Genomic DNA, 20,464 nt, shown 5'->3' on the forward strand with positions numbered 1-20,464 from the left:
GTTGACGGCTAAGATTTGTCACGACGCCCACCCGAACGTCAGCCCTTCCGCCGCCAGCCCCGGCCCGAACGCCAGCGCCACGCCGCGCCTTGGCCGCGCGTCCCATAGTTTCGCCAGAGCGAACAACAGCGTCGCCGAACTCATATTGCCGAAATCGTGCAGCACCGACCGCGATGCCGCGAGTGCATCGGGCGGCAACCGCAAGCCATGCTCGACCGCATCCAGGATCGACCGCCCGCCGGCATGCACCGCCCAACCATCGATGTGCTGCACGTCGATCCCGCCGGTCAGCCGCGCCGCCGTATCGGTATCGGCCAGCGCCTCGCCGATCCGCCGCGGCACTTCGCCCGACAAATGCATTGCAAAGCCGGTGTCGCCGATATTCCAACGGATCAGTTCGTTCGAGTCGGGGAGCGTCGCCGCGAACGGCCGGTGGAGCGCCAACCCCGCGCCACTCGCTTCGACGATCGCCGCCGCCGCCCCGTCGGCAAATTGCAGCATCGCCAGCAACGGCTCCAATGCGCTCGCCGCCTGAAGGTGTAACGTCGACAATTCGACCGCCACCACCAACACGCGTGCGCCGGGTTCGGACCGCACGATCGTCCGCGCCGCCTTCAACGCCGTGATCCCGGCGTAACAGCCCATGAACCCGATCAACAGCCGCTCGGTCGTGCCGGGCAGACCCAGTCGCTCGCACAATATCTGGTCGATCCCCGGCGCGGTGAAACCGGTGCAGCTGGCGACGACGACATGGCTGATATCGCCCAGCGCGCCCAATTTATGAATCGCGGCCAAAGCCAGTTCGGGCGCGGCCTGCGCGTACAACGCCATCCGCGCGGACGTCGGCGGCATGAATCCTTCGGCATAAAAACCGCCCGGCGTGATCGGCGATCCGCCCGCGACCACCGGCAGCACCGACCATCGCTGCGCGATCCCCGCGCGCGCCGCCATCCGGTCGAACACCGCGCGTTCGCGGTCGGGCAATTGCCGCTCGGCCCAACCGACGAATGCTGCGTGGATGTCATGCGACGGAACGGCATGCGCGATGGACGTGATGCGGGGCAGCGGGGCGACCTTTCGGGACAAGCGATGTGCCTGCTTAACGCGCCGGTCAATGGATCGGCTCTGACCCTGTCTGCGCGGTGTGACGAAATCGGTGCCGACAAAAAGTCGCGCCGCAACTTCTGCCGCACATCTCGCAAAGTCGTCCCGCAACTTCGGCTCGACACGAAGTCGCGCAGCGCAACATCGATGACGACGCGGTGCCGAACGACTGAATGCGGATCAGCTTGGTGAGGCGCTTTCGACCGGCCAGGCGCGCAAAAACACGCCGAAGCAAACTTCGCCACAAAATGTTTCAGACCCGTTGCGGCAAGCTGCCCGCGCGATCCGTCCTGCGCGGTGAAAAATTTCGTATCGCACAGCGACGCGCGCACCGAATTCGGCGCGTCATTCTGAAAAAAGGCGCGCGTCGCACGGCTCTGCGACCGCGATGCGAGTAAGGGTGAAAAGTTTTGGGCGCGCAGGCCTTCGGACGCAGGTGCGCAACCCCGGCGGGCTAGCGAGTCCAGCCGCGTGGGCGAACTCGCGGCGCGCGATCTGTAAAACCGGGGCCGAGGAATGGCCGGCTCATCGCCGTCATCGTCGACCCCCGCGATCGAGTGAAACCCATGCAGGTCGAAAGTTGGCTCGAAAGTCGCGCCAGCGACCACGCGCGACGGACGCGCGAACGCGCCGCCTTCGCGTCCGCAAAGTTGTCTTCAACTTTTGAGCCAGTCGGGAGGGCTGCCGAACGGCAGCCGGGGCTTGGTGCGGTCGAGAAGACTCGAACTTCCACGGCCTTTCGGCCACAACGACCTCAACGTTGCGCGTCTACCAGTTCCGCCACGACCGCACAGTCAAGCATCCGCCGGAGACCGGCGGCGGGTAGGCGCGCGCCACTAGCAGCGGCTTGGGCACTCGGCAAGCATCACTCGCCAAACCCGCAACGCTCGTCACCCTGACGAAAGTCAGGGTCCATTCGCACTCCATCTGGGCAGATGAATAATGGGCCCCCGCATCAAGTCCGGAGTGACGGTAAGCGTGCGCCGCTTCGCTCAGCCGATGCCGCGGTCCGAAAAGCTCAGCGCCAATTTGTGCGCGCCGGGCGGGACGTCGATCTCCGCCGCGTCGAAATCCATGCTCTGTTTGGGGCCGATGGTCCGCTTGGGCGGGGTGATCGTCCAGCGATAGACCGCCTTGTTCTGATGATCGCGCAGCTCGGCGATGATGTCGGGGACGCGCTGGCTGTCGTCGCTCGGGTTGACCACCTTGCCCGACAGCGCGAACAGTTCGTTGCCGCTCGACAGCGTACGCCGTTCCGGCTCGCGCGGCAGTTCGAGGCGCAACGGGCCCGCGCTCGCGGTCATCCCCAGCTTGGCCTTGATATCCGCCGGACCGTACAGCCGCAGCACCGCCACCGCACCGATCAACGCCGCGAGGATCAGGATCGCGACGACCACCCACCGCCCCCGGCGAGGACGCGGGCGGAACGGCGGTTCGTGCGCGAACACGTCCGGGCTGTCGTCCTCGGGTTCGTAAGCCGGCTCGGGCACTTCGACCGGGGGCTGAACGAACGGGATTTCGGGCTCGAACGCGGGCGCCGCGGGCTCGTAACTCGTCGCTTCGTCGACCCCGGTCTCGGGCGGGCTTTCCGGCGCGGCCTCCGCCACCGTCTCCACCATCGGCGGCTCACCGGGTTCGTGCCAGCTGTTGCCGCATTTGGCGCAACGGACCTGGCGCCCCTCAGGCGGCACCGACCCTTCGGGCAGGCGATAGCACGTGTGGCATGCGGGGCAGGACAAGATCATGTGGCCGCGAACCCTCCCGGACGCCAGTTATAGTGGTTGCAGCCTAATCCCGCACAGTGCCGATTGGCAAGCGCCGCGCCTCATGCAAGATGCACGAACTTATGGAACCGATCGTCCAATTCGACCGCGTCGGCCTGCGCTATGGCACGCAGACCGAAACGCTGTCCGATGTCGGTTTCGCATTGTCGCCTGGTGGCTTCTATTTCCTCACCGGCCCGTCGGGTGCGGGCAAGACGTCGTTATTGCGTTTGCTCTATCTCGCACAACGTCCCACGCGGGGCAGCCTGAAGCTGTTCGGGCATGATGTCGTCAACGCGCCGCGCTCGGCATTGCCCGCGCTGCGTCGTCGCATCGGTGTGGTGTTCCAGGATTTCCGCCTGATCCCGCAGCTGTCGGCGCGGGACAATGTTGCCTTGCCGCTGCGGATCGCAGGCGTGCCCGAGGATGAACTCGCCGGTCCGGTGGAAGAAATGCTCGCCTGGGTCGGCCTCGCCGATCGCGCCGCGGCGCGCCCGGCGACGCTGTCGGGCGGGGAGCAACAGCGCGTGGCCATCGCCCGCGCCGTGATCGCCCGGCCCGATCTGCTGGTCGCCGACGAACCGACCGGCAATGTCGATCCCGAAATGGCGCACCGCCTGCTGCATTTGTTCGAAAGCCTCAACCGCCTCGGCACCACCGTGCTGATCGCGACGCACGATCTGCATCTGCTCGGTCGTGTGCCCGATGCGCGGATGATGCGGCTGGAGCGTGGGCGGCTGAGCGATCCGACCGGCGCGCTGCGCTTTCCGCCGATCCGGGCGAGCGCATGATACGTCCGGGCTATCTGACTGTGGCCATGCCGCAGGGCCTGCTGGCGCCGCGCCGCATCGGCGGGCCGGTGCCGTGGATCATCGGGATCATGGCGTTTCTGATGGCGCTGGCGGGAGCCGCGGCGCTGGGCCTGAGCCGCGCGGCGCAAGGCGCGAGCCTCGGGGTCGAACAGCGCGCGATCGTGCAAATCGTCGATGCCGATCCGGGTCGTCGCGATGTCGCCGCCGCGCAGGCGCTGACAACATTGCGTGCATCGCCCGCGGTCGAGCGCGCGACACCGGTGGCCGATGCGCAGTTGGCCAGCGAGTTGAAGCCATGGCTCGGGGATGCCGCCGGGTTGCCGCTACCCGCCTTGATCGATGTCGTGATTAAGCCCGGCGCGTCGCTGCCACGTCTGGGACCATCGGCGCGGGTCGAGCGGCAATCGGCGTTGCTAGGACCGTTGGGCGAGTTTCTGCGCACGCTCGGCTGGCTGGCGCTGGCGATCGTCATCATGATGGCATTGGTAGCGGTCGCCGCCACGGTGCTGGCCGCACGCGCGGCGTTCGAGGCGCAGTGCGACACCGTCGAAGTGCTGCATCTGATCGGCGCGACCGACAGTCAGGTGAAGGGCGCGTTCCAGCGCCGTGTCGCGCTCGATGCGCTGAGCGGCGGCGCCATCGGAGCGCTCGGGGGTCTGGCCGTCGCCGCGCTGATCGCTTCGCGGCTCAGTGCGCTCGGTGCGGGACTCGCGGGTGGCGGGCTGCACGGCCTTGACTGGCTGATCGTGGTGCTCGCGCCCCTGCTCGGCGCGGCTTGTGCCGTCGTCGCGGCACGGCGCACGGTGGCCCAGGCACTGGAGGCGCGGCCGTGATCGCGCGCCTTTGCGGCCTGGTCCTCATCCTCTGGGCGCTCGGCTTCGTCATCTTTGCCGGGACGTTGCCGCGTCCCGCCGGTCCGCAAAAGACCGATGCCATTGTCGTGCCGACCGGCGGCGCGGGACGGATCGGACGCGGGCTGGCATTGCTTCAGGCGGGGCAGGCGCAGCGGATGCTGGTCACCGGCGTCGATCGCCGCGTGCGCCCGACCGAACTCGCCAACATCCAGGGCGCCCCGCCCGCGTTGGTTGCGTGTTGCGTCGATCTGGGGCGCGAGGCGGTCGATACGCGCTCGAACGGGGAGGAGACTGCGCGCTGGATCGCCAGGCGCAAATATAAATCGGTGCGCCTCGTGACGACCGACTGGCACATGCGCCGCGCCAAATTCGAGCTCGACCAAGCCACCGGCGGCAATGTCGAAATTGTCACCGACGCAGTGCGCAGCAACCCGGGCTTCGCCACGTTGCTGCGCGAATACGACAAATATCTGTTGCGACGCGCGGCGGCATTGGTCGGCCTGTGAGACAAGTGACTTGAGCCTGCTCCGCACGCTGATCTTCACGTCGATCTTCTACCTCGGAAGCGCGATCATCGTGATCGTCGCGGTCCTGCTCCTGCCGTTCGGGGAGAAGACCGCAATCCGGTCAGGGCTGGTTTGGGCCCGCTTTCACTATTGGTGCGCGCGCATGTTCCTCGGGATCCGCACGCGGATCGAGGGCAATCTGGCGACGGTGCCGACGCTTTATGCGTGCAAGCACGAAAGCATGTACGAAACCGCGGAGGTCCTGCGGCTGTTCATCGATCCCGTGGTGGTGTTCAAACGCGAGCTGCTGACCATCCCCGGCTGGGGCTGGGTTGCCAAGAAACATGGCGTCATCCCGATCGACCGCGAAGCCGGCGCAGGCGCTGTGCGGGCCTTGCTGACCGCCGCGAAGAAAGTGCGCGCGGAGGGGCGCAATGTCGTGATCTTCCCCGAAGGCACGCGAGTCCCGCATGGCGAGTCCCCGCCGCTCAAGGCCGGGTTTGCGGGCCTGTACAAGGCACTGGGCCTGCCGGTGATCCCGATCGCCATGGACAGCGGGCGGGTGTGGCCGCGCGGCGGGTTCGTGAAACGGTCAGGCACCGTGACGTTCAGGTTCGGCGAACCGATCCCGCCGGGTCTGCCGCGCGACGAGATCGAAGCGCGCGTTCACGCCGCGATCAACGCCCTGAACGATTAGCCGCCGACGATTTCGCGCAGCGCCTGCGCCACGCCGCGGATTTCGGCTTCGGTGCCGATGGTGATGCGCAATCCCTGGCCCAATCCCTGTCCGGGCAGCCAGCGGACGATATAGCCCTTGTCCATCAGTGCCTTGTAAGCTTCGCCCGCACTGACGGCGCCGCCAAACGTGACGAGGATGAAATTGGCCTTGCTCGGCACCGCGCGTAAGCCCGCATTGCCCAATTTGCCGATCTCGCCCGCAAACCATGCGCGCCATTCGTCGTTATGCGCCTTGCTGCGCGCCACGAAGCCGGTGTCCTTCAGCGCCGCGATCGCTGCCGCTTGTCCGCCGCTGGTCACGCCGAACGGCGCACGGATGCGGTGCATGGCGTCAATGACGTCAGCCGAGCCATAGCCCCAGCCGATGCGTTCCGCCGCCAGCCCGAAAATCTTCGAAAACGTGCGTGTGACCAGGACGTTGGCTTGGGTCCGCGCCAGCTCGAGCGCGCCGTCATCATCCGCCGCATCGAGATATTCGGTATAAGCCTGATCGACCACCAGCAGCACATGCTTGGGCAATGCCGCATGGAGCCGCGCAATCTCCGCGCGGGGGACGAACGTGCCCGTCGGATTGTTGGGATTGGCGATGAACACCATCGTCGTGCGCGGCGTCACCAGCGACAGGACGGTGTCGACATTGGTGCCGTAATCGTCGTCGGGCGCGATGATCGTCGTCGCCCCCACCCGCCGCGTCGCGATGTCATAGACCGAAAAGCCGTATTTCACGTGGATGACCTCGTCGCCATGCCCGGCAAACGCGCCGGCAGCGAGGTGGAGGATCTCGTCCGATCCGGTGCCGTGGATGATGCGTTCCGGCTCAATGCCGTAATGCCCGCCGATCGCGTCGCGCAGCGCGCCCGCGCCGGCATCGGGATAACGGTCTAGATCGCCACTATGCGCCTGATACGCCGCGCGCGCCGCTTCGCTGGTTCCCAACGGATTTTCGTTGGAGGACAGTTTGGCGACCTTGCGCCCGTCATCGGTCGTCGCGCGCCCCGGGACATAGGGCGCGATATCCATGATCCATGGTTTTGGCTGGGGGGCTGTGGGCATGCCGGCAGCCCCTAGCCGCTCGTGCGCTGTCATGCCAAGGCGCGGCAGATGGACGACCGCTTCGGCCTTGATCGCAAAGTCGCACTCGCCGGGCCGCTGACGCTCGATGGCGGCGGCACGCTCTCGCCGGTGGAGATCGGGTATGAGACCTATGGTACGCTGACCGCGGACGCCTCGAACGCGATCCTTGTATGCCATGCGCTGACCGGCGATCAGCATCTGGCGTCACCCCATCCGCGGACCAAGAAACCCGGTTGGTGGCAACGCATGGTCGGACCGGGCAAGCCGATCGACACCGACCGGTCCCTCGTCATCTGCGCCAATGTCATCGGGAGCTGCATGGGCAGTTCGGGCCCCGGCAGCGCGGCGGCGGATGGCCAGCCGCAAGCGATGCGTTTCCCGGTCATCACCATTGCCGACATGGTCCGCGCGCATGCGATGCTGCTCGATCACCTTGGCATCGCCCGGCTGCACGCGGTGGTCGGTGGATCGATGGGCGGGATGCAGGCGCTGGCGTTCGCGGCGCAGTACCCCGGTCGTGCCGGTGCTGTGCTCGCCATCGCCACTTCGGCCCGGCATTCCGCACAGAATATCGCGTTCCACGAAGTCGGACGCCAGGCGATCATGGCCGATCCGAACTGGCGTGGTGGCGATTATTATGGCGGCGAGCCTCCCGCCGCAGGCCTCGCCGTCGCCCGCATGGCGGCGCACATCACCTATTTGTCCGAAGCCGGGCTAACCGAAAAATTCGGGCGGCGGCTGCAGGCGCGTGACGTCAAGACATTCGGCTTCGACGCCGACTTTCAGGTCGAAAGCTATTTGCGGCATCAGGGACTGGCCTTCACCGACCGATTCGATGCCAACGCCTATCTCTACATCACCCGCGCAATGGATTATTTTGACTTGGCCGAAGCGCATGGGGGTTCGCTGGCGGAGGCATTTCGCGGCAATCCGGCGCGCTTCTGTCTCGTCAGCTTCGACACAGACTGGTTGTACCCGACGCCCGAAAGCCGGTCGGTGGTCCACGCGCTCAACGCCGCGGGCGCACCGGTCAGCTTCGTCGAACTGTCCGCGCCGCACGGCCACGACTCCTTCCTGCTTGACGTTCCGGCGCTCGACCGCGTTGTGGCGGGGTTCTTGGGATGATCGAACTCGATGACGCCAAGGACCGGCTCGACGTGGCGCGAATTCACGGCTGGCTGGCGTCGAGCTATTGGTCGCCGGGGATCGAGCGTCCCCGGGTCGAGCGTGCCATTGCACATTCGCATACGCTGGGTGCGTATGCGGCTGACGGGACGCAGGTCGGCTATGCCCGCGCGATTACCGATTACGCGACTTTTGCGTGGATTGCGGACGTGTGGGTCGATGCGCACGGTCGGGGACAAGGGCTGGGGCGGCGGTTGGTCAGCTGGTTCCTCGATCATCCCGAACTCGTCGGCATTCGCCGCTTCGCACTGATGACCGGAGATGCGCACGGCGTTTATGCGCCGCTCGGCTTTCACGCGGCAATCCGGCCCGACCGGTTCATGGAACGGCTCGATCCGGTGGCGGCGGCGCGGTTGAGGGCGATCCCATGACCCTGCGCCCAGATCTTGCCCTGATCGCCGCGCATGTTCCGCCGGGCAGCCGCGTGCTCGATACCGGCTGCGGCGATGGCGCGCTGATGGCCGAACTGGCCGCGAAGGATTGCGACGCGCGCGGACTCGAACTCGACGGTGCAAACGTCGCCGATTGCGTGGCCAAGGGATTGTCGGTGGTCCAGGGCGATGCCGATACGGACCTTGGCTTCTATCCCGACGCCAGCTTCGATGTCGCGATCCTCAGCCAGACGCTGCAGACCACGCGCCGCCCCGATCGCGTGGTCGAACAGCTCCTCCGCGTTGCCCCGCGCGCGTTCGTATCGTTTCCCAATTTCGCGCACTGGCGGGTGCGTGCCAGCCTGTTGTGGGGCGGCCGGATGCCGGTCACGCGGCTGCTGCCGCTCGCGTGGTACGAAACGCCCAACATCCACCATGTCACGGTTGACGATTTTCGCGCGCTGGCGGCGGAGCGTGGGTGGACGATCGAGGCCAGCTGGTTCCTTCGCGGCGACAGACTGACGTCGGCGGCGGCGGCGAATTTCCGTGCCGAACATGCGGTGTTTCTGCTGAGGGCCTAAGTCGATGATGAGCTTTGCGCGTTGTGCCATGCTGATGGCGTCGCTGATCTTGACCGGCGGCGCGTCGTTGGGCGGAATGTGCTTGAATATCAAAAGCGGGCATTCGGCGATTACATTGTCCGGCACCCTCTCGAGACATGTGTTCCCCGGCCCGCCAAATTACGAAAGTGTCAGGCACGGTGACGCGGCCGAGCCGACCTATATCCTGCGCCTGCCCAAGCGGATTTGCGCCGACGATGGAGATTTCATCGGCCCCGACAGCCGGTTTGACCGTGTGCATATCAGCTCGGCAATACTCACGATGTTTCCGGCCCTGCACGCCGCGATCGGCAAGCGCGTCACGGTATCGGGTGTAGCATTCGGTGCGTTCGACGGCCATCATCACGCGCCGCTGGTCATGCTGATCGACCGGCTGACGGTGCCTTAACGCGCCAGTCCCTCACGCAGTAGCGCTGCCACCCGCCGCCCGATTTCTTCGGGACCGACATCACCGCCCCAGACGCCGAAGCGCAGGCCCAGGAACACGTTCATGCCCATCAGTGCCCAGGCTTCGACCTCGCCGACATCGCTCCGCACCTGGTTGTTGCCCGCCCCGGTACGCAACCGCGCCGCGATTCGCCCGGCGGCATTTTCGTAATGCGCGCGCCACGTCGCCGGATCGACGAATTCGGCTTCGTCGATGATGCGGTATAATTCCTTATGTTCGGTGGCAAAGGCGATGAACGCGCTGGTCACCGCCTGCTCGCGCTCCAGGACGTCGTCGATGCCTCCGGCCGCCGCCGCGCCGACGTCGCCCACCCGTGCCGACATGTCGGCGACGAGCGCGCGAAACAGCGCCTCCTTGCTTTCGAAATAGGTGTAAAAACTGCCCAGCGCGACACCGGCGCGCTGGGTGATGCCGACGATCGACGAATCGTGAAAGCCGCGCTCGCCGAACTCGACCGCCGCCGCATCGAGCAACGTGCGGCGCGTCTTGCGGCCGCGCTCGGTGCGCGGCGAACGCTCGACCGTGGGTGTGTCTGTGGCTTTTGGGCCACGTAATCCCGCCATCCGAATTCCCCTCGACCGGGCAGGAGTTGAATCCCGGTTCAGTTTTCAGTATCGCGCCGATCAAGCCAGCGCAAGGAACAGTCCGGCGCAGCGTTAAGGGGAGGAAATTCCGATGGCCATCCGCATCACGACTCGCGTCGCACTTTGTGCCTGCGTCTCAATCCTGCCGCTCATGGCGGCACCGGCTTTCGCGCAGGACAGCGCGGGCGTTGCCGCCAATGACGGCGAGATCATCGTCACCGCGCGCCGCCGCGAGGAATCGCTGCTCAACGTGCCGATCGCGATCAGCGCGTTTTCCGGCGCGCAGCTGGAACAGGGCGGCGCGATCGACATTACCGACATCGCCAATTCGACCCCGAACGTAACACTCGAAGTGTCGCGCGGCACCAATTCGACACTCAGCGCATTTATCCGCGGCGTCGGCCAGCAGGATCCGGTCGCGGGCTTCGAAGCCGGCGTCGGCCTCTATCTCGACGACGTTTATCTCAACCGTCCGCAGGCTGCGGTACTCGACATTTACGATGTCGAGCGGATCGAAGTGCTGCGCGGGCCGCAAGGCACGCTCTACGGTCGCAACACCATTGGCGGGGCGATCAAATACGTCACCAAGCGCATTTCCGATTCCCCCACGCTGTCGGCGAAAGCCACTTATGGCAGCTATAATCAGGCCGATGGCGTCATCTCGGCCAGCGTGCCCGTCGGTGACGGCACATTGCGTTTCGGCGGCGCGCTGGCACGCCTGTCGCGCGGCGGGTTCGGCGACAACCTGACCACCGGCCAGGAAAATTATAACAAGGACGTGTGGGCCGGGCGCGGCACCGTCGAAGTCCACGGCAGCGACATCTTCGCGCGCCTGTCCGCCGATTACACGCACGACAAGTCGAACACGCGCGGCGGCCACCGTTTGATCGGCACGCTCAACGCACCGGCGATCCAGCCGCTGGGCAACATCTTCGATAGCCAGGGCGCGCTCGTGGCCCCGGCGCAGGACGTGAAGTCCAAGGGTGCGTCGCTGTACCTCGAGGCCAAGCCGAGCGATTGGCTGACCGTGCGGAGCATCACCGCGTACCGCAAGGACGACAGCTCGACGCCGATCGACTTCGACGCGCTCCCCGCCGTCGATGTCGACGTGCCGGCGTTCTACAACAACCGCCAGACCAGCCAGGAAGTCCAGTTCCTGGTCGACAAGGGTCCGCTCAACCTGTTGCTCGGCGCCTATTATCTCGACGCCAAGTCGCGCACCGCCTTCGATGTGCGCTTGCCCGGGACGGTGACCGCGCTGACGTTCGGCAACGTGCTGACCAACACCACGGCGATCTTTGCCGACGGCACGTTCGACATCACCGATCAGCTGAGCATTTCGGGCGGCGCGCGCTATACGTGGGACAATCGCGACTCGAACATCGTCCGCAATGTCTACCTCGGATCGTCGCCCTTGTTCGGCGGGACAACCGCGCCGCTGGTCCAACAGACCAATTTCCGTGGCAAGGCGACCTTCAAGAAGTTCACGCCGCGCGCCTCGATCAGCTTCAAGCCGACGCCCGATCACAACATTTACGCATCCTATTCGAAGGGCTTCAAGGGCGGCGGGTTCGATCCGCGCGGGGTCGGCACGGCGGCGCCCGACACGAACGGCAACGGCGTTCGCGATCCAAACGAGATTTACAACTTCCTCGCGTTCCAACCCGAAAGCGTGAACAGTTACGAGCTGGGCTATAAGGGTCAGATGTTCGACCGGGCGTTGACCCTGGCGGTCGCGGCGTTCCGCGCGGACTATACCGACATCCAGATCCCCGGTTCGGTGGGTGCGGTCGTCGGCGGCATCCCGACCTTTATCGGCATCACCACCAACGCGGCGAAAGCGCGCATCCAGGGCGTCGAATGGGAATCGACGCTGCGCGCGCGCGATGCGTTCGTCAGCGGTGGCGACCTCAGCCTCAACGTCGCGGTCGGTTACCTCGATGCGAAGTTCAAACGCTATATCGACGCGCGCGGCATCGATGTGTCGGGCAGCCGCCACATCCAGAACACGCCGAAATGGACGGTCAGCGAAACGCTCGCTTATTCGCTGCCGGTCGGCGACGGCAATCTGACCGCGTCGGGGACGGCGTCGTACCGGTCGTTCTCGCAGCAGTTCGAAATCCGCACGCCGTTCCTCGATCAGGCCGGCTTCACGCTTTTCGATGCCAATCTGGTCTATGAATTCGGCAAGAACGGCCGCTATTCGATCGGCGTTCATGGCCGCAACCTGGCCAACAAGCGCTACATCGTGTCCGGCTACAACTTCCTGCGCCAGAACCCCGACACGGGCGCGTTCATCCTCGCCAACGGTCAGCCGGGCTTCAGCTCGACACTGGGGAATACCGGCGTGCTAACGGCTTATTACGGCAACCCACGCCAAGTGTTCGGTACGATTGGCGTGAAGTTTTAAGATCGACGGCCAGTTGAAGCACATTCAGGGCGGTGACCATGAGGTCGCCGCCCTTTTTCTTTTCCCACGGCGCAAAAAAAGGGCCGGGACTTTCGTCCCGACCCCAGTGATGTTCGCAGGAGGAACATCGGATGGGGCGACAGGGGGAGAGGACCCCGCCGCCCCAAGCTCGTCAATAATTATAGGCGCGCTCGCCATGTTCGGTGAGATCGAGCCCTTCGCGCTCGGCCTCTTCGCTGGGACGCAGGCCGATCGTGTACTTCAATGCGAGAAGCAGGACCGCCGTGACGGCGCCCGACCAGACCAGCGTGATGCCGATCGCCTGCAGCTGGATCCACAGCTGGTGGACGATCGAATAGTCAGCCGGTGCACCCGCGACGGCGGGAAATTTGGTGAAGTCGAATATGCCCTGGCCGCCCAGTTTGGGATCGGCGACGATGGCCGTGGCCAACGCGCCGGTGATCCCCCCGATGCAGTGGACGCCGAACACGTCGAGCGTGTCGTCATATTTGAACTTGTTCTTCACCGTGGACACGAAGAGGTAGCAGATCGGTGACACCGCCAGCCCCAAGACGATGGACGTCATCGGCGCGCCAAATCCCGATGCGGGCGTGATCGCGACCAGACCGGCGACAGCACCCGACGCGGCACCGAGCATGGACGGCTTGCCGTGAACGATCTGCTCCACGATCGCCCAGCTGACCGCCGCGGCGCAGGTGGCCAGCATCGTGTTGACGAAGGCGACCGCAGCCACTCCGTTCGATTCGAGGTTCGAGCCGGCGTTGAAGCCGAACCAGCCGACCCACAACAGGCTGGCACCGATCATCGTCATGGTCAGGCTGTGCGGCGGCGTGGCTTCCTTGCCGAAGCCGAGGCGCTTGCCGACCACGAGGCAGCCGACCAGGCCGGCAATCCCGGCGTTGATATGGACCACGGTGCCGCCGGCGAAGTCGAGAGCGCCCTTGTTGAACAGAAAACCGCCATCGGTCGTCGCGTCGGGCAGGAAGTCCGGGCCTGCCCAGTACCAAACCATGTGCGCGATGGGGTAATAAGCCAGCAGCGACCACAATACCGTGAAGATCATCAGCGGCGTGAATTTGATCCGTTCGGCGAACGAACCGATGAACAACGCCGGGGTGATCATGGCGAAGGTCATCTGGAACACGAAATAGCTGAGTTCAGGGATGTAGACGTTGTTCGAGAACGTTGCCGCATAGGTGCCGCTCGTCACCCCTGCCATCAGCGCCTTGCCGAACCCGCCGATGAACTGCGATCCGCCGGTGAAGGCGATCGAATAGCCCACGGTCGCCCACAACAGGCCGGTCACCGAGACGATCATGAAGACCTGCATCAGCACGCTGAGCATGTTCTTCGTACGCACCAGACCGCCATAGAATAGCGCCAGGCCGGGGATGCTCATCATCAGCACCAGTACCGACGACACGAGCATCCACGTCGTGTCGCCCTTGTTGACCATCGTGGCCATTTGTTCGGTGGTCGGTGCCTTGATCGGTCCCGCCGCCACCTGGGCAAACGCGGGCGCGGCGATCAGCAGCGAACCTGCCACCGCCGACAATTTTGCGAGTTGTTTCATCATACCCCCTGTCGAGCTGTGGTTGTTCACAGTGCCTGGCCGTCGATTTCGCCGGTGCGGATACGCACGGCCTGGCCGAGTTCGAGAACGAAGATCTTGCCGTCGCCGATCGATCCGGTGTGCGCGGCCGCCTGGATCGCCTCCACGACGCGCGCGGACAGATCGGCGGCGCAGGCCACTTCGACCTTGAGCTTGGGCACCATGTTGGTGGTGTATTCGGCCCCGCGATAGATTTCGGTCTGGCCCTTTTGGCGGCCAAAGCCCTTGACCTCGGTCACCGTCATGCCGGTGACGCCCAGGATCGACACGGCCTCGCGGACCTCGTCGAGCTTGAACGGTTTTATGATTGCAACGACCAGTTTCAACGCTGCCCCCTTTTTTATTTCGGGTGCAGTGCAGCAAATCAGAGTGGCTGCGCGCAAGCGGACGGCTGAAATTAAAACAATGCGTGCCGATTCAGCCCGCGCCTTGTGCAGTGCGGCATATTTACTGCCTAAGTTTTAGGCAGTGTGCTCGATTGCAAGTCGGCCTTCAGACGACGGGGATCGGGCGCCCACAGGAAACCGAAGCTGACCGTGCCATGCTTGCTGGTCACGGCATGGTGGAGTCGGTGCGCCTGGACGATGCGCTTCATATAGCTTGATCGCGGCACATATCGGTGGGTGATGCGGCGATGTACGATGACGTCGTGAAACCCGAAATAGATCGCGCCATACGCCGCGATACCCGCGCCGATCCACGTCAAGCCCGGCCACCAGCCGAGCTGAACGCCACCAAGCAACAACACGATCGACGGCACGGCAAAGATCACCGCATAAAGGTCGTTCAACTCCCAATTGCCCGCGCGCGGTGCATGGTGACTGGCGTGGAGGAACCACCCCGGCCCATGCATGATCCAGCGGTGCGCGACATAGGCAACCCCCTCCATCACCGCGACGGTGGCGACGAACAGGGCAAGGCCGGAAAGCAACTGCATGGGGTTCAAATAGGGATGCCGGGGCATTAGGTCACCCTCCATGTGGCGCGTGATCATCCTGGCCCTGCTGTTGACCGGCTGCGTCTCGCGTATCGCCGAGTCGCGGGTCCGCGCCGCACTGATCGCCAACGGCCTCGCGCCGAAATATGCCGACTGCATGGCCGGACGCATGGTCGACCGCCTGTCGATCGGGCAATTGCGCAAGCTGGAGCGGCTGCAGGGGCTCGGCCAGACGCGCACGCCGATGGCCTTCGCCGCCAAGGTCAGGAGCGTGAACGACCCCGAGGCGCTGGCCGTGGTTACGTCGTCGGCGGCGGTCTGCGCCTTGCGTTGACGCGTGCGGCCATGCTTTAGGCGCAGGCAAGCCTTCATACGGGACAGCGCGCGATGAACATTCACGAATATCAGGCCAAGGAACTGCTCGCGAAATTCGGCGTGCCGGTGCCGACTGGCTTTGCCGCGATGTCGGTCGAAGAAGCGGTCGCGGCGGCGGGCAAGCTCCCCGGGCCGCTCTACGTCGTGAAGGCGCAGATCCACGCCGGCGGCCGCGGCAAGGGCAAGTTCAAGGAGTTGGGGCCCGACGCCAAGGGCGGCGTCCGTCTCGCCAAGACGCTCGACGATGTCCGTGCGGCGGCGACCGACATGCTCGGCAACACGCTGGTGACGATCCAGACCGGCGAGCATGGCAAGCAGGTCAACCGCCTCTACGTCACCGACGGCGTCGATATCGCCAAGGAATTCTACCTCGCGCTGCTGGTCAACCGCGCCACCGGCCGCGTGTCGATGGTCGTCTCGACCGAGGGCGGTATGGACATCGAATCGGTGGCGCACGACACGCCGGAGAAAATCCACAGTATCGACATCGACGCTGCAACCGGGATCATGCCGCATCACGGACGCGCCGTCGCGGCGGCGCTTGGCCTCACCGGCGATCTCGCCAAGCAGGCGGCGAATGTCGCGGCGAAGCTGTACGATGCGTTTATCGGCACCGACGCGGAACAGATCGAAATCAACCCGCTGGCGGTCACTGAAGACGGCAAGCTGATGGTCCTCGACGCCAAGGTCGCGTTCGACGGCAATGCGATGTTCCGTCACAAGGATCTGGCCGAGCTGCGCGACCTCACCGAGGAGGATGCGGCGGAAGTCGAAGCATCGAAATACGACCTCGCCTATATCAAGCTCGACGGTGATATCGGCTGCATGGTCAATGGCGCGGGCCTCGCCATGGCGACGATGGACATCATCAAGCTGAACGGCATGTTCCCCGCGAACTTCCTCGACGTCGGCGGCGGCGCTTCGAAGGAAAAGGTCACGGCGGCGTTCAAGATCATCCTCGCCGATCCGAACGTGAAGGGCATCCTCGTCAACATCTTCGGCGGCATCATGAAGTGCGACATCATCGCCGACGGCATCGTCGCGGCGGCGAAAGAGGTGAACCTTTCGGTGCCTCTCGTTGTCCGTCTAGAGGGCACCAATGTCGAACAGGGCAAGGCGATCCTCGCCAGCTCGGGCCTCGCCATCGTGGCGGCAAACGATCTGGGTGACGCGGCAAGGAAGATTGTCGCCGAGGTCAAGAAGGTCGCTTGAGAAATCCAACGCCAACGGTTAGTTGACGTTAACGTAAAGCAAGGATCGTAACGCATGAAAGTGCTCGTCCCCGTCAAGCGGGTCATCGATTACAACGTCAAACCGCGCGTGAAGGCGGACGGCACGGGGGTCGACCTCGCCAACGTCAAGATGAGCATGAACCCGTTCGACGAGATTGCGGTCGAGGAAGCCATTCGCCTGCGCGAAAAGGGTGCAGCGACCGAGGTGATCGCGGTGTCGATCGGCGAGCAGAAGGCGCAGGAAACGCTGCGCACCGCGCTGGCCATGGGTGCCGACCGCGCGATCCTGGTTGTGACCGACGAAATGCCCGAACCGCTGGCGGTGGCGAAGATCCTCAAGGCCATCGTCGATGAGGAACAGCCCGGGTTGGTGATTCTCGGCAAGCAGGCGATCGACGACGATTCGAACCAGGTCGGCCAGATGCTCGCCGCGCTGACCGAGCGCCCGCAGGGCACTTTCGCGTCGAAGATCGAGATCGACGGCGACAGCGTGAAGGTGACGCGCGAAGTCGATGGCGGGCTCGAGACCGTCAGCCTCAAATCGCCGGCGATCGTCACGACCGACCTCCGCCTCAACGAGCCGCGTTACGCCTCGCTGCCCAACATCATGAAGGCTAAGTCCAAACCGATGGCGCAGAAGACCGCCGCCGATTACGGCGTCGACGTCACCCCGCGCCTGACGGTGGTCAAGGTCGAAGAGCCGGCCAAGCGGTCGGCTGGCGTGAAGGTCGCCGATGTCGACGAATTGATCGGCAAACTTAAGGTTTTGGGAGTGGTCGAATGAGCGTTCTGGTTCTGGTCGAGCACGACAACGCCACCCTCAAGGACGCGACGCTGGCGACCGTCACCGCCGCCGCCAAGCTGGGCGAAGTCCATGCGCTGGTGGCCGGGCAAGGCGCGCAGGGCGTGGCTGACGAAGCCGCCAAGATCGCCGGCGTCACCAAAGTGCTGCTCGCCGACGATGCGGCCTATGGTCATCAACTGGCCGAAAACGTCGCGCCGTTGATCGTCGAACTCATGGCGAACTATGACGCGCTCGTCGCCCCCGCCACCGCCAACGGCAAGAACATCGCCCCGCGTGTCGCCGCGTTGCTCGACGTCATGCAACTCAGCGAAGTCATGGGCATCGACGGCGACCAGTTCCTGCGCCCGACCTATGCTGGCAACGCGCTGGCGACCGTGACGTCATCGGATGCCAAGAAGGTGCTGACGGTTCGTGGCACCGCTTTCGCCAAGGCCGAGAAGACCGGGGGCAGCGCCACCATCGAAGCAGTCAGCGCCAAGGGCGACCAAGGCCTGTCGAGCTTCGTCGGTGCCGAAATCGCCAAGTCCGAACGCCCTGAACTGACCAGCGCCAAGATCATCGTGTCGGGTGGCCGCGCGTTGCAGAACAGCGAAAACTTCCACAGCCTGATAGAACCACTCGCCGACAAACTCGGCGCGGGCGTCGGCGCCAGCCGCGCCGCGGTCGATGCAGGCTATGTTCCCAACGACTATCAGGTCGGTCAGACCGGCAAGATCGTCGCCCCCGAAGTCTATATCGCGGTCGGTATCTCCGGCGCGATCCAACACCTTGCGGGCATGAAGGATTCCAAGACGATCATCGCCATCAACAAGGACGAGGACGCTCCGATCTTCCAGGTCGCGGACATCGGCCTGGTCGGCGACCTGTTCAAGATCGTGCCCGAGCTGACCGAGAAGCTCTAGGCTTTTAACAACCGCGCCACCGCCGCCGCATGGATCGCGGGGGCGCTGGCGAGGACGCCATATTGCTGGGCGCGCGGCTGATTGAAGCGGAGTGGCACGCCATGGGCATCGGTCACGCGCGCACCCGCTTCCTCTACGATCAGCGCCGCCGCGGCGATATCCCATTCGCTGCCCCAGCGCTGGCTGGCGAGCAGGTCGGCGCGATCGGCGGCGACCAAGGCCATACGTAGCGCGATGGAATTGGGTTTGGCGACGATCTCGAATATCTTCTGATCGGCTTTGGACAATGCGTCCGCAGGCACGCGCGCACCGTGCAGGTCAGTGCGACTGCTGGCGTACAAGGTCTCGCCATTGAGCGTTGCCCCAGCCCCGCGCACCGCCAGCCAATGCTCGTCACGCGCCGGGGCATCGAGCACGCCGATGCGCGACAGCCCGTCTTCGACCAGCGCCACCGACACGCACCAGCCCGGCCGCCCGCGCACGAAATCGCGGGTGCCGTCGATCGGATCGACGATCCACGCGCGACGCTTGCTCAATCGCTCGGGCGAATCTGCCGTTTCCTCCGACAACCAGCCCGCGTGCGGATCGAGCGCGGTCAGCCTCTCGCGGAGCAGATCGTTTACCGCCAGATCGACCTCCGACACGATGTCGCCCGGCAATTTATCCCAGCTTTTGAACTCGCCGCGCCAGCGGGACAGCGCCAACGCGCCGGCCTCGCGCGTGGCGGCGGCGACGGCGTCGACAAGTTCACGCACCGGCGAGCGTCATCCCGTCGATGCGCACCGTCGGGGCGTTGACCGCATGGTCGAACACCAGATCGTTGGCCGGGATCAATGCGGCAAACATCGCCTGCAACGTGCCCGCGATCGTGACTTCGGCGACCGGTCCGCAGATTTGCCCGCCCCGAATCGCGAATCCCGACGCGCCACGGCTGTAATCCCCCGTCAGGCCGTTAATCCCTTGGCCGATCAGCTCGGTGACGTAAAAACCGTCGGCAATGTCGGCCATCAGCGCTTCGGGCGTGACGTCGCCGGGCTCGAGATGGACGTTGGACAGTCCGGCTCCCGGCGGTCCGGAGACGCCGCGCGTGGCGTGGCCCGTGGGCGCAATCCCCAATTGCCGCGCCGCCGCCGAATCGGCGATCCAGCCGGTCAGCATGCCGTCCTCGATCAGCTTGGTCACACGCGTCGGCAGCCCTTCGGCGTCATAGGGCCGGCTGCGCAAACCGCGACGGCGCAGCGGATCGTCGACGATCGTGATCCCCTTCGAAAACACCCGCGTACCAAGCGCGTCTTTCAGGAACGTGGTACCGCGCGCCACGCTCGCGCCGTTGATCGCGCTGGCGAGGTGACCGATCAGCGACGCGCTCACCCGCGGATCGAAAATCACCGTCATCGGCCCGCTTTTGAGCCGTTCGGGATTCAAGCGCGCGACGGCGCGCCGTCCGGCCTCCGCGCCGATCGTCGCCGGATCGTCGAGATCGGCGCGATAGCGTGTGGAGCTGTAATGATAATCGCGCTGCATCGAAGCGCCGTCGCCAGCGAGCATCTGTGCCGAAACCCCGTGGCTCGATCCCGAATAGGCGGCGGCAAAGCCGTGCGAGGTGGCGAGTGCGGTAACCGAACGACCGCCGCTGCCGCTCGCCCCCTGGCTGTTGGTCACCCCGCCGATGGCACGTCCGGCTTCCTCCGCAATCAACGCGGCTTCGCGAAGTTCCTCGGGGGACACTTCGCCGCCGTCATCGATGTCGAGATTGGGCACCGCTGCCTTCGCCAGCATGTCGTCGGGCGCGAACCCGGCATAGGGGTCTTCGGGTGCGAGCCTGGCCATGGCGACACAGCGATCGGCCAGCGTCGCGAGCGCCGCAGGCGACATGTCCGATCCCGAAACGCTCGCTGACCGTTGGCCGACGAACGCGCGCAGCCCGATTTCCTGACCCTCCGACCGTTCGACATCTTCCAGCGCCCCGAGCCGTACTTGCACCGCGGTCGATCCGCTCGCGGCATAGACGACATCGGCGGCGTCGGCCCCGGCAGCACGTGCGCGGGCGACAAGATCGGCAGCGCGGTCACGCGCGTCATCAACGGTCAGCATGACAGCCAGCTAGGGAT

Annotated in this window: 22 protein-coding genes and 1 tRNA gene; 13 read left to right on the forward strand and 10 right to left on the reverse strand. The window is 65.1% G+C overall.

Translation table 11 applies throughout. The features are described from left to right. Window positions 1-18: 18 nt before the first annotated feature. The 3 genes from ACM9ME_RS02630 to ACM9ME_RS02640 form a co-directional block, all read right to left on the reverse strand. The gene (locus ACM9ME_RS02630) at window positions 19-1,086 is read right to left on the reverse strand and encodes a type III polyketide synthase (protein ID WP_415641877.1); all 1,068 of its coding nucleotides are present in this window, start codon (window positions 1,084-1,086) and stop codon (window positions 19-21) included. 721 nt (window positions 1,087-1,807) lie between these two features. Next, window positions 1,808-1,894 (reverse strand) — tRNA-Leu (locus ACM9ME_RS02635). A gap of 202 nt (window positions 1,895-2,096) precedes the next feature. Beyond that, the gene (locus tag ACM9ME_RS02640; protein WP_415641878.1) at window positions 2,097-2,849 is read right to left on the reverse strand and encodes a zinc-ribbon domain-containing protein; all 753 of its coding nucleotides are present in this window, start codon (window positions 2,847-2,849) and stop codon (window positions 2,097-2,099) included. Window positions 2,850-2,950: 101 nt separating this feature from the next. Here ACM9ME_RS02640 and ftsE point away from each other — a divergent pair, with 101 nt between their 5' ends. From ftsE to ACM9ME_RS02660, 4 genes are read left to right on the forward strand one after another with little or no spacing between them, the layout of a single operon-like run. Then, window positions 2,951-3,658: a cell division ATP-binding protein FtsE gene (gene ftsE, locus ACM9ME_RS02645; protein WP_415641879.1), complete on the forward strand. Its 708-nt coding sequence runs from the start codon at window positions 2,951-2,953 to the stop codon at window positions 3,656-3,658. Then, window positions 3,655-4,512 carry an FtsX-like permease family protein gene (locus ACM9ME_RS02650; protein WP_415641880.1) on the forward strand — a complete coding sequence of 286 codons (858 nt, stop codon included), beginning with the start codon at window positions 3,655-3,657 and terminating at the stop codon, window positions 4,510-4,512. Before ftsE ends, ACM9ME_RS02650 begins: the two co-directional genes overlap by 4 nt. Next, window positions 4,509-5,039 (forward strand): YdcF family protein, encoded by a 531-nt coding sequence (locus ACM9ME_RS02655; protein WP_415641881.1) that lies wholly within the window; start codon window positions 4,509-4,511, stop codon window positions 5,037-5,039. Before ACM9ME_RS02650 ends, ACM9ME_RS02655 begins: the two co-directional genes overlap by 4 nt. A gap of 10 nt (window positions 5,040-5,049) precedes the next feature. Then, a complete protein-coding gene (locus ACM9ME_RS02660; protein WP_415641882.1) occupies window positions 5,050-5,736 on the forward strand; it encodes a lysophospholipid acyltransferase family protein in 687 nt (228 codons plus the stop codon). Here the strand turns inward: ACM9ME_RS02660 and hisC are convergent. Then, the gene (gene hisC / locus ACM9ME_RS02665) at window positions 5,733-6,830 is read right to left on the reverse strand and encodes a histidinol-phosphate transaminase (protein WP_415641883.1); all 1,098 of its coding nucleotides are present in this window, start codon (window positions 6,828-6,830) and stop codon (window positions 5,733-5,735) included. The two genes, ACM9ME_RS02660 and hisC, sit on opposite strands and share 4 nt — an antisense overlap. A gap of 48 nt (window positions 6,831-6,878) precedes the next feature. On the opposite strand from hisC, the gene metX reads away from it, so the two are divergent. Genes metX through ACM9ME_RS02685 form a run of 4 tightly spaced genes read left to right on the forward strand, consistent with a single transcriptional unit; the run spans window position 6,879 to window position 9,415 of the window. After that, complete coding sequence (metX, locus tag ACM9ME_RS02670) at window positions 6,879-7,976, forward strand: homoserine O-acetyltransferase MetX (RefSeq protein WP_415641884.1); 1,098 nt, start codon at window positions 6,879-6,881, stop codon at window positions 7,974-7,976. Further along, window positions 7,973-8,407 carry a GNAT family N-acetyltransferase gene (locus ACM9ME_RS02675; protein WP_415641885.1) on the forward strand — a complete coding sequence of 145 codons (435 nt, stop codon included), beginning with the start codon at window positions 7,973-7,975 and terminating at the stop codon, window positions 8,405-8,407. The genes metX and ACM9ME_RS02675 overlap by 4 nt, the downstream gene beginning before the upstream one ends. Continuing rightward, on the forward strand, window positions 8,404-8,988 hold the full coding sequence (gene metW, locus ACM9ME_RS02680; RefSeq protein ID WP_415641886.1) for a methionine biosynthesis protein MetW: 585 nt from the start codon (window positions 8,404-8,406) through the stop codon (window positions 8,986-8,988). Before ACM9ME_RS02675 ends, metW begins: the two co-directional genes overlap by 4 nt. Before the next feature lie 4 nt (window positions 8,989-8,992). After that, window positions 8,993-9,415: a hypothetical protein gene (locus tag ACM9ME_RS02685; protein ID WP_415641887.1), complete on the forward strand. Its 423-nt coding sequence runs from the start codon at window positions 8,993-8,995 to the stop codon at window positions 9,413-9,415. Here the strand turns inward: ACM9ME_RS02685 and ACM9ME_RS02690 are convergent. Continuing rightward, entirely contained in the window at window positions 9,412-10,038 is a 627-nt protein-coding gene (locus tag ACM9ME_RS02690; protein WP_415641888.1) for a TetR/AcrR family transcriptional regulator, read from the reverse strand. The two genes, ACM9ME_RS02685 and ACM9ME_RS02690, sit on opposite strands and share 4 nt — an antisense overlap. 112 nt (window positions 10,039-10,150) lie before the next feature. On the opposite strand from ACM9ME_RS02690, the gene ACM9ME_RS02695 reads away from it, so the two are divergent. Next, the gene (locus ACM9ME_RS02695) at window positions 10,151-12,469 is read left to right on the forward strand and encodes a TonB-dependent receptor (protein WP_415641889.1); all 2,319 of its coding nucleotides are present in this window, start codon (window positions 10,151-10,153) and stop codon (window positions 12,467-12,469) included. Between the two features lie 172 nt (window positions 12,470-12,641). On the opposite strand, the gene ACM9ME_RS02700 is transcribed toward ACM9ME_RS02695, so the two are convergent. From ACM9ME_RS02700 to ACM9ME_RS02710, 3 genes are all read right to left on the reverse strand, one after another. After that, entirely contained in the window at window positions 12,642-14,063 is a 1,422-nt protein-coding gene (locus ACM9ME_RS02700; protein WP_415641890.1) for an ammonium transporter, read from the reverse strand. 26 nt (window positions 14,064-14,089) lie between these two features. Then, complete coding sequence (locus ACM9ME_RS02705; RefSeq protein ID WP_415641891.1) at window positions 14,090-14,428, reverse strand: P-II family nitrogen regulator; 339 nt, start codon at window positions 14,426-14,428, stop codon at window positions 14,090-14,092. Between the two features lie 128 nt (window positions 14,429-14,556). Continuing rightward, entirely contained in the window at window positions 14,557-15,066 is a 510-nt protein-coding gene (locus ACM9ME_RS02710) for a sterol desaturase family protein (RefSeq protein ID WP_415641892.1), read from the reverse strand. 13 nt (window positions 15,067-15,079) lie between these two features. Between ACM9ME_RS02710 and ACM9ME_RS02715 the strand changes: the two genes are divergently transcribed. The 4 genes from ACM9ME_RS02715 to ACM9ME_RS02730 are packed head-to-tail and all read left to right on the forward strand — an operon-like array spanning window position 15,080 to window position 18,353. Further along, window positions 15,080-15,373 carry a hypothetical protein gene (locus ACM9ME_RS02715; protein WP_415641893.1) on the forward strand — a complete coding sequence of 98 codons (294 nt, stop codon included), beginning with the start codon at window positions 15,080-15,082 and terminating at the stop codon, window positions 15,371-15,373. A gap of 53 nt (window positions 15,374-15,426) precedes the next feature. Further along, window positions 15,427-16,626 (forward strand): ADP-forming succinate--CoA ligase subunit beta, encoded by a 1,200-nt coding sequence (sucC, locus tag ACM9ME_RS02720; protein ID WP_415641894.1) that lies wholly within the window; start codon window positions 15,427-15,429, stop codon window positions 16,624-16,626. A 54-nt stretch (window positions 16,627-16,680) separates the two neighbouring features. Beyond that, on the forward strand, window positions 16,681-17,430 hold the full coding sequence (locus ACM9ME_RS02725; protein WP_415641895.1) for an electron transfer flavoprotein subunit beta/FixA family protein: 750 nt from the start codon (window positions 16,681-16,683) through the stop codon (window positions 17,428-17,430). After that, window positions 17,427-18,353: an electron transfer flavoprotein subunit alpha/FixB family protein gene (locus ACM9ME_RS02730; RefSeq protein ID WP_415641896.1), complete on the forward strand. Its 927-nt coding sequence runs from the start codon at window positions 17,427-17,429 to the stop codon at window positions 18,351-18,353. Before ACM9ME_RS02725 ends, ACM9ME_RS02730 begins: the two co-directional genes overlap by 4 nt. Here ACM9ME_RS02730 and ACM9ME_RS02735 read toward each other — a convergent pair. Further along, window positions 18,350-19,108, reverse strand: a complete 759-nt coding sequence (locus tag ACM9ME_RS02735) for an inositol monophosphatase family protein (protein ID WP_415641897.1) — start codon at window positions 19,106-19,108, stop codon at window positions 18,350-18,352. The two genes, ACM9ME_RS02730 and ACM9ME_RS02735, sit on opposite strands and share 4 nt — an antisense overlap. Beyond that, complete coding sequence (locus tag ACM9ME_RS02740) at window positions 19,101-20,447, reverse strand: TldD/PmbA family protein (RefSeq protein ID WP_415641898.1); 1,347 nt, start codon at window positions 20,445-20,447, stop codon at window positions 19,101-19,103. Before ACM9ME_RS02740 ends, ACM9ME_RS02735 begins: the two co-directional genes overlap by 8 nt. Window positions 20,448-20,464: the final 17 nt, after the last annotated feature.

It is taken from the genome of Sphingomonas antarctica (genome assembly GCF_965137005.1).
Classification (GTDB): Bacteria; Pseudomonadota; Alphaproteobacteria; order Sphingomonadales; family Sphingomonadaceae; genus Sphingomonas_O; species Sphingomonas_O antarctica.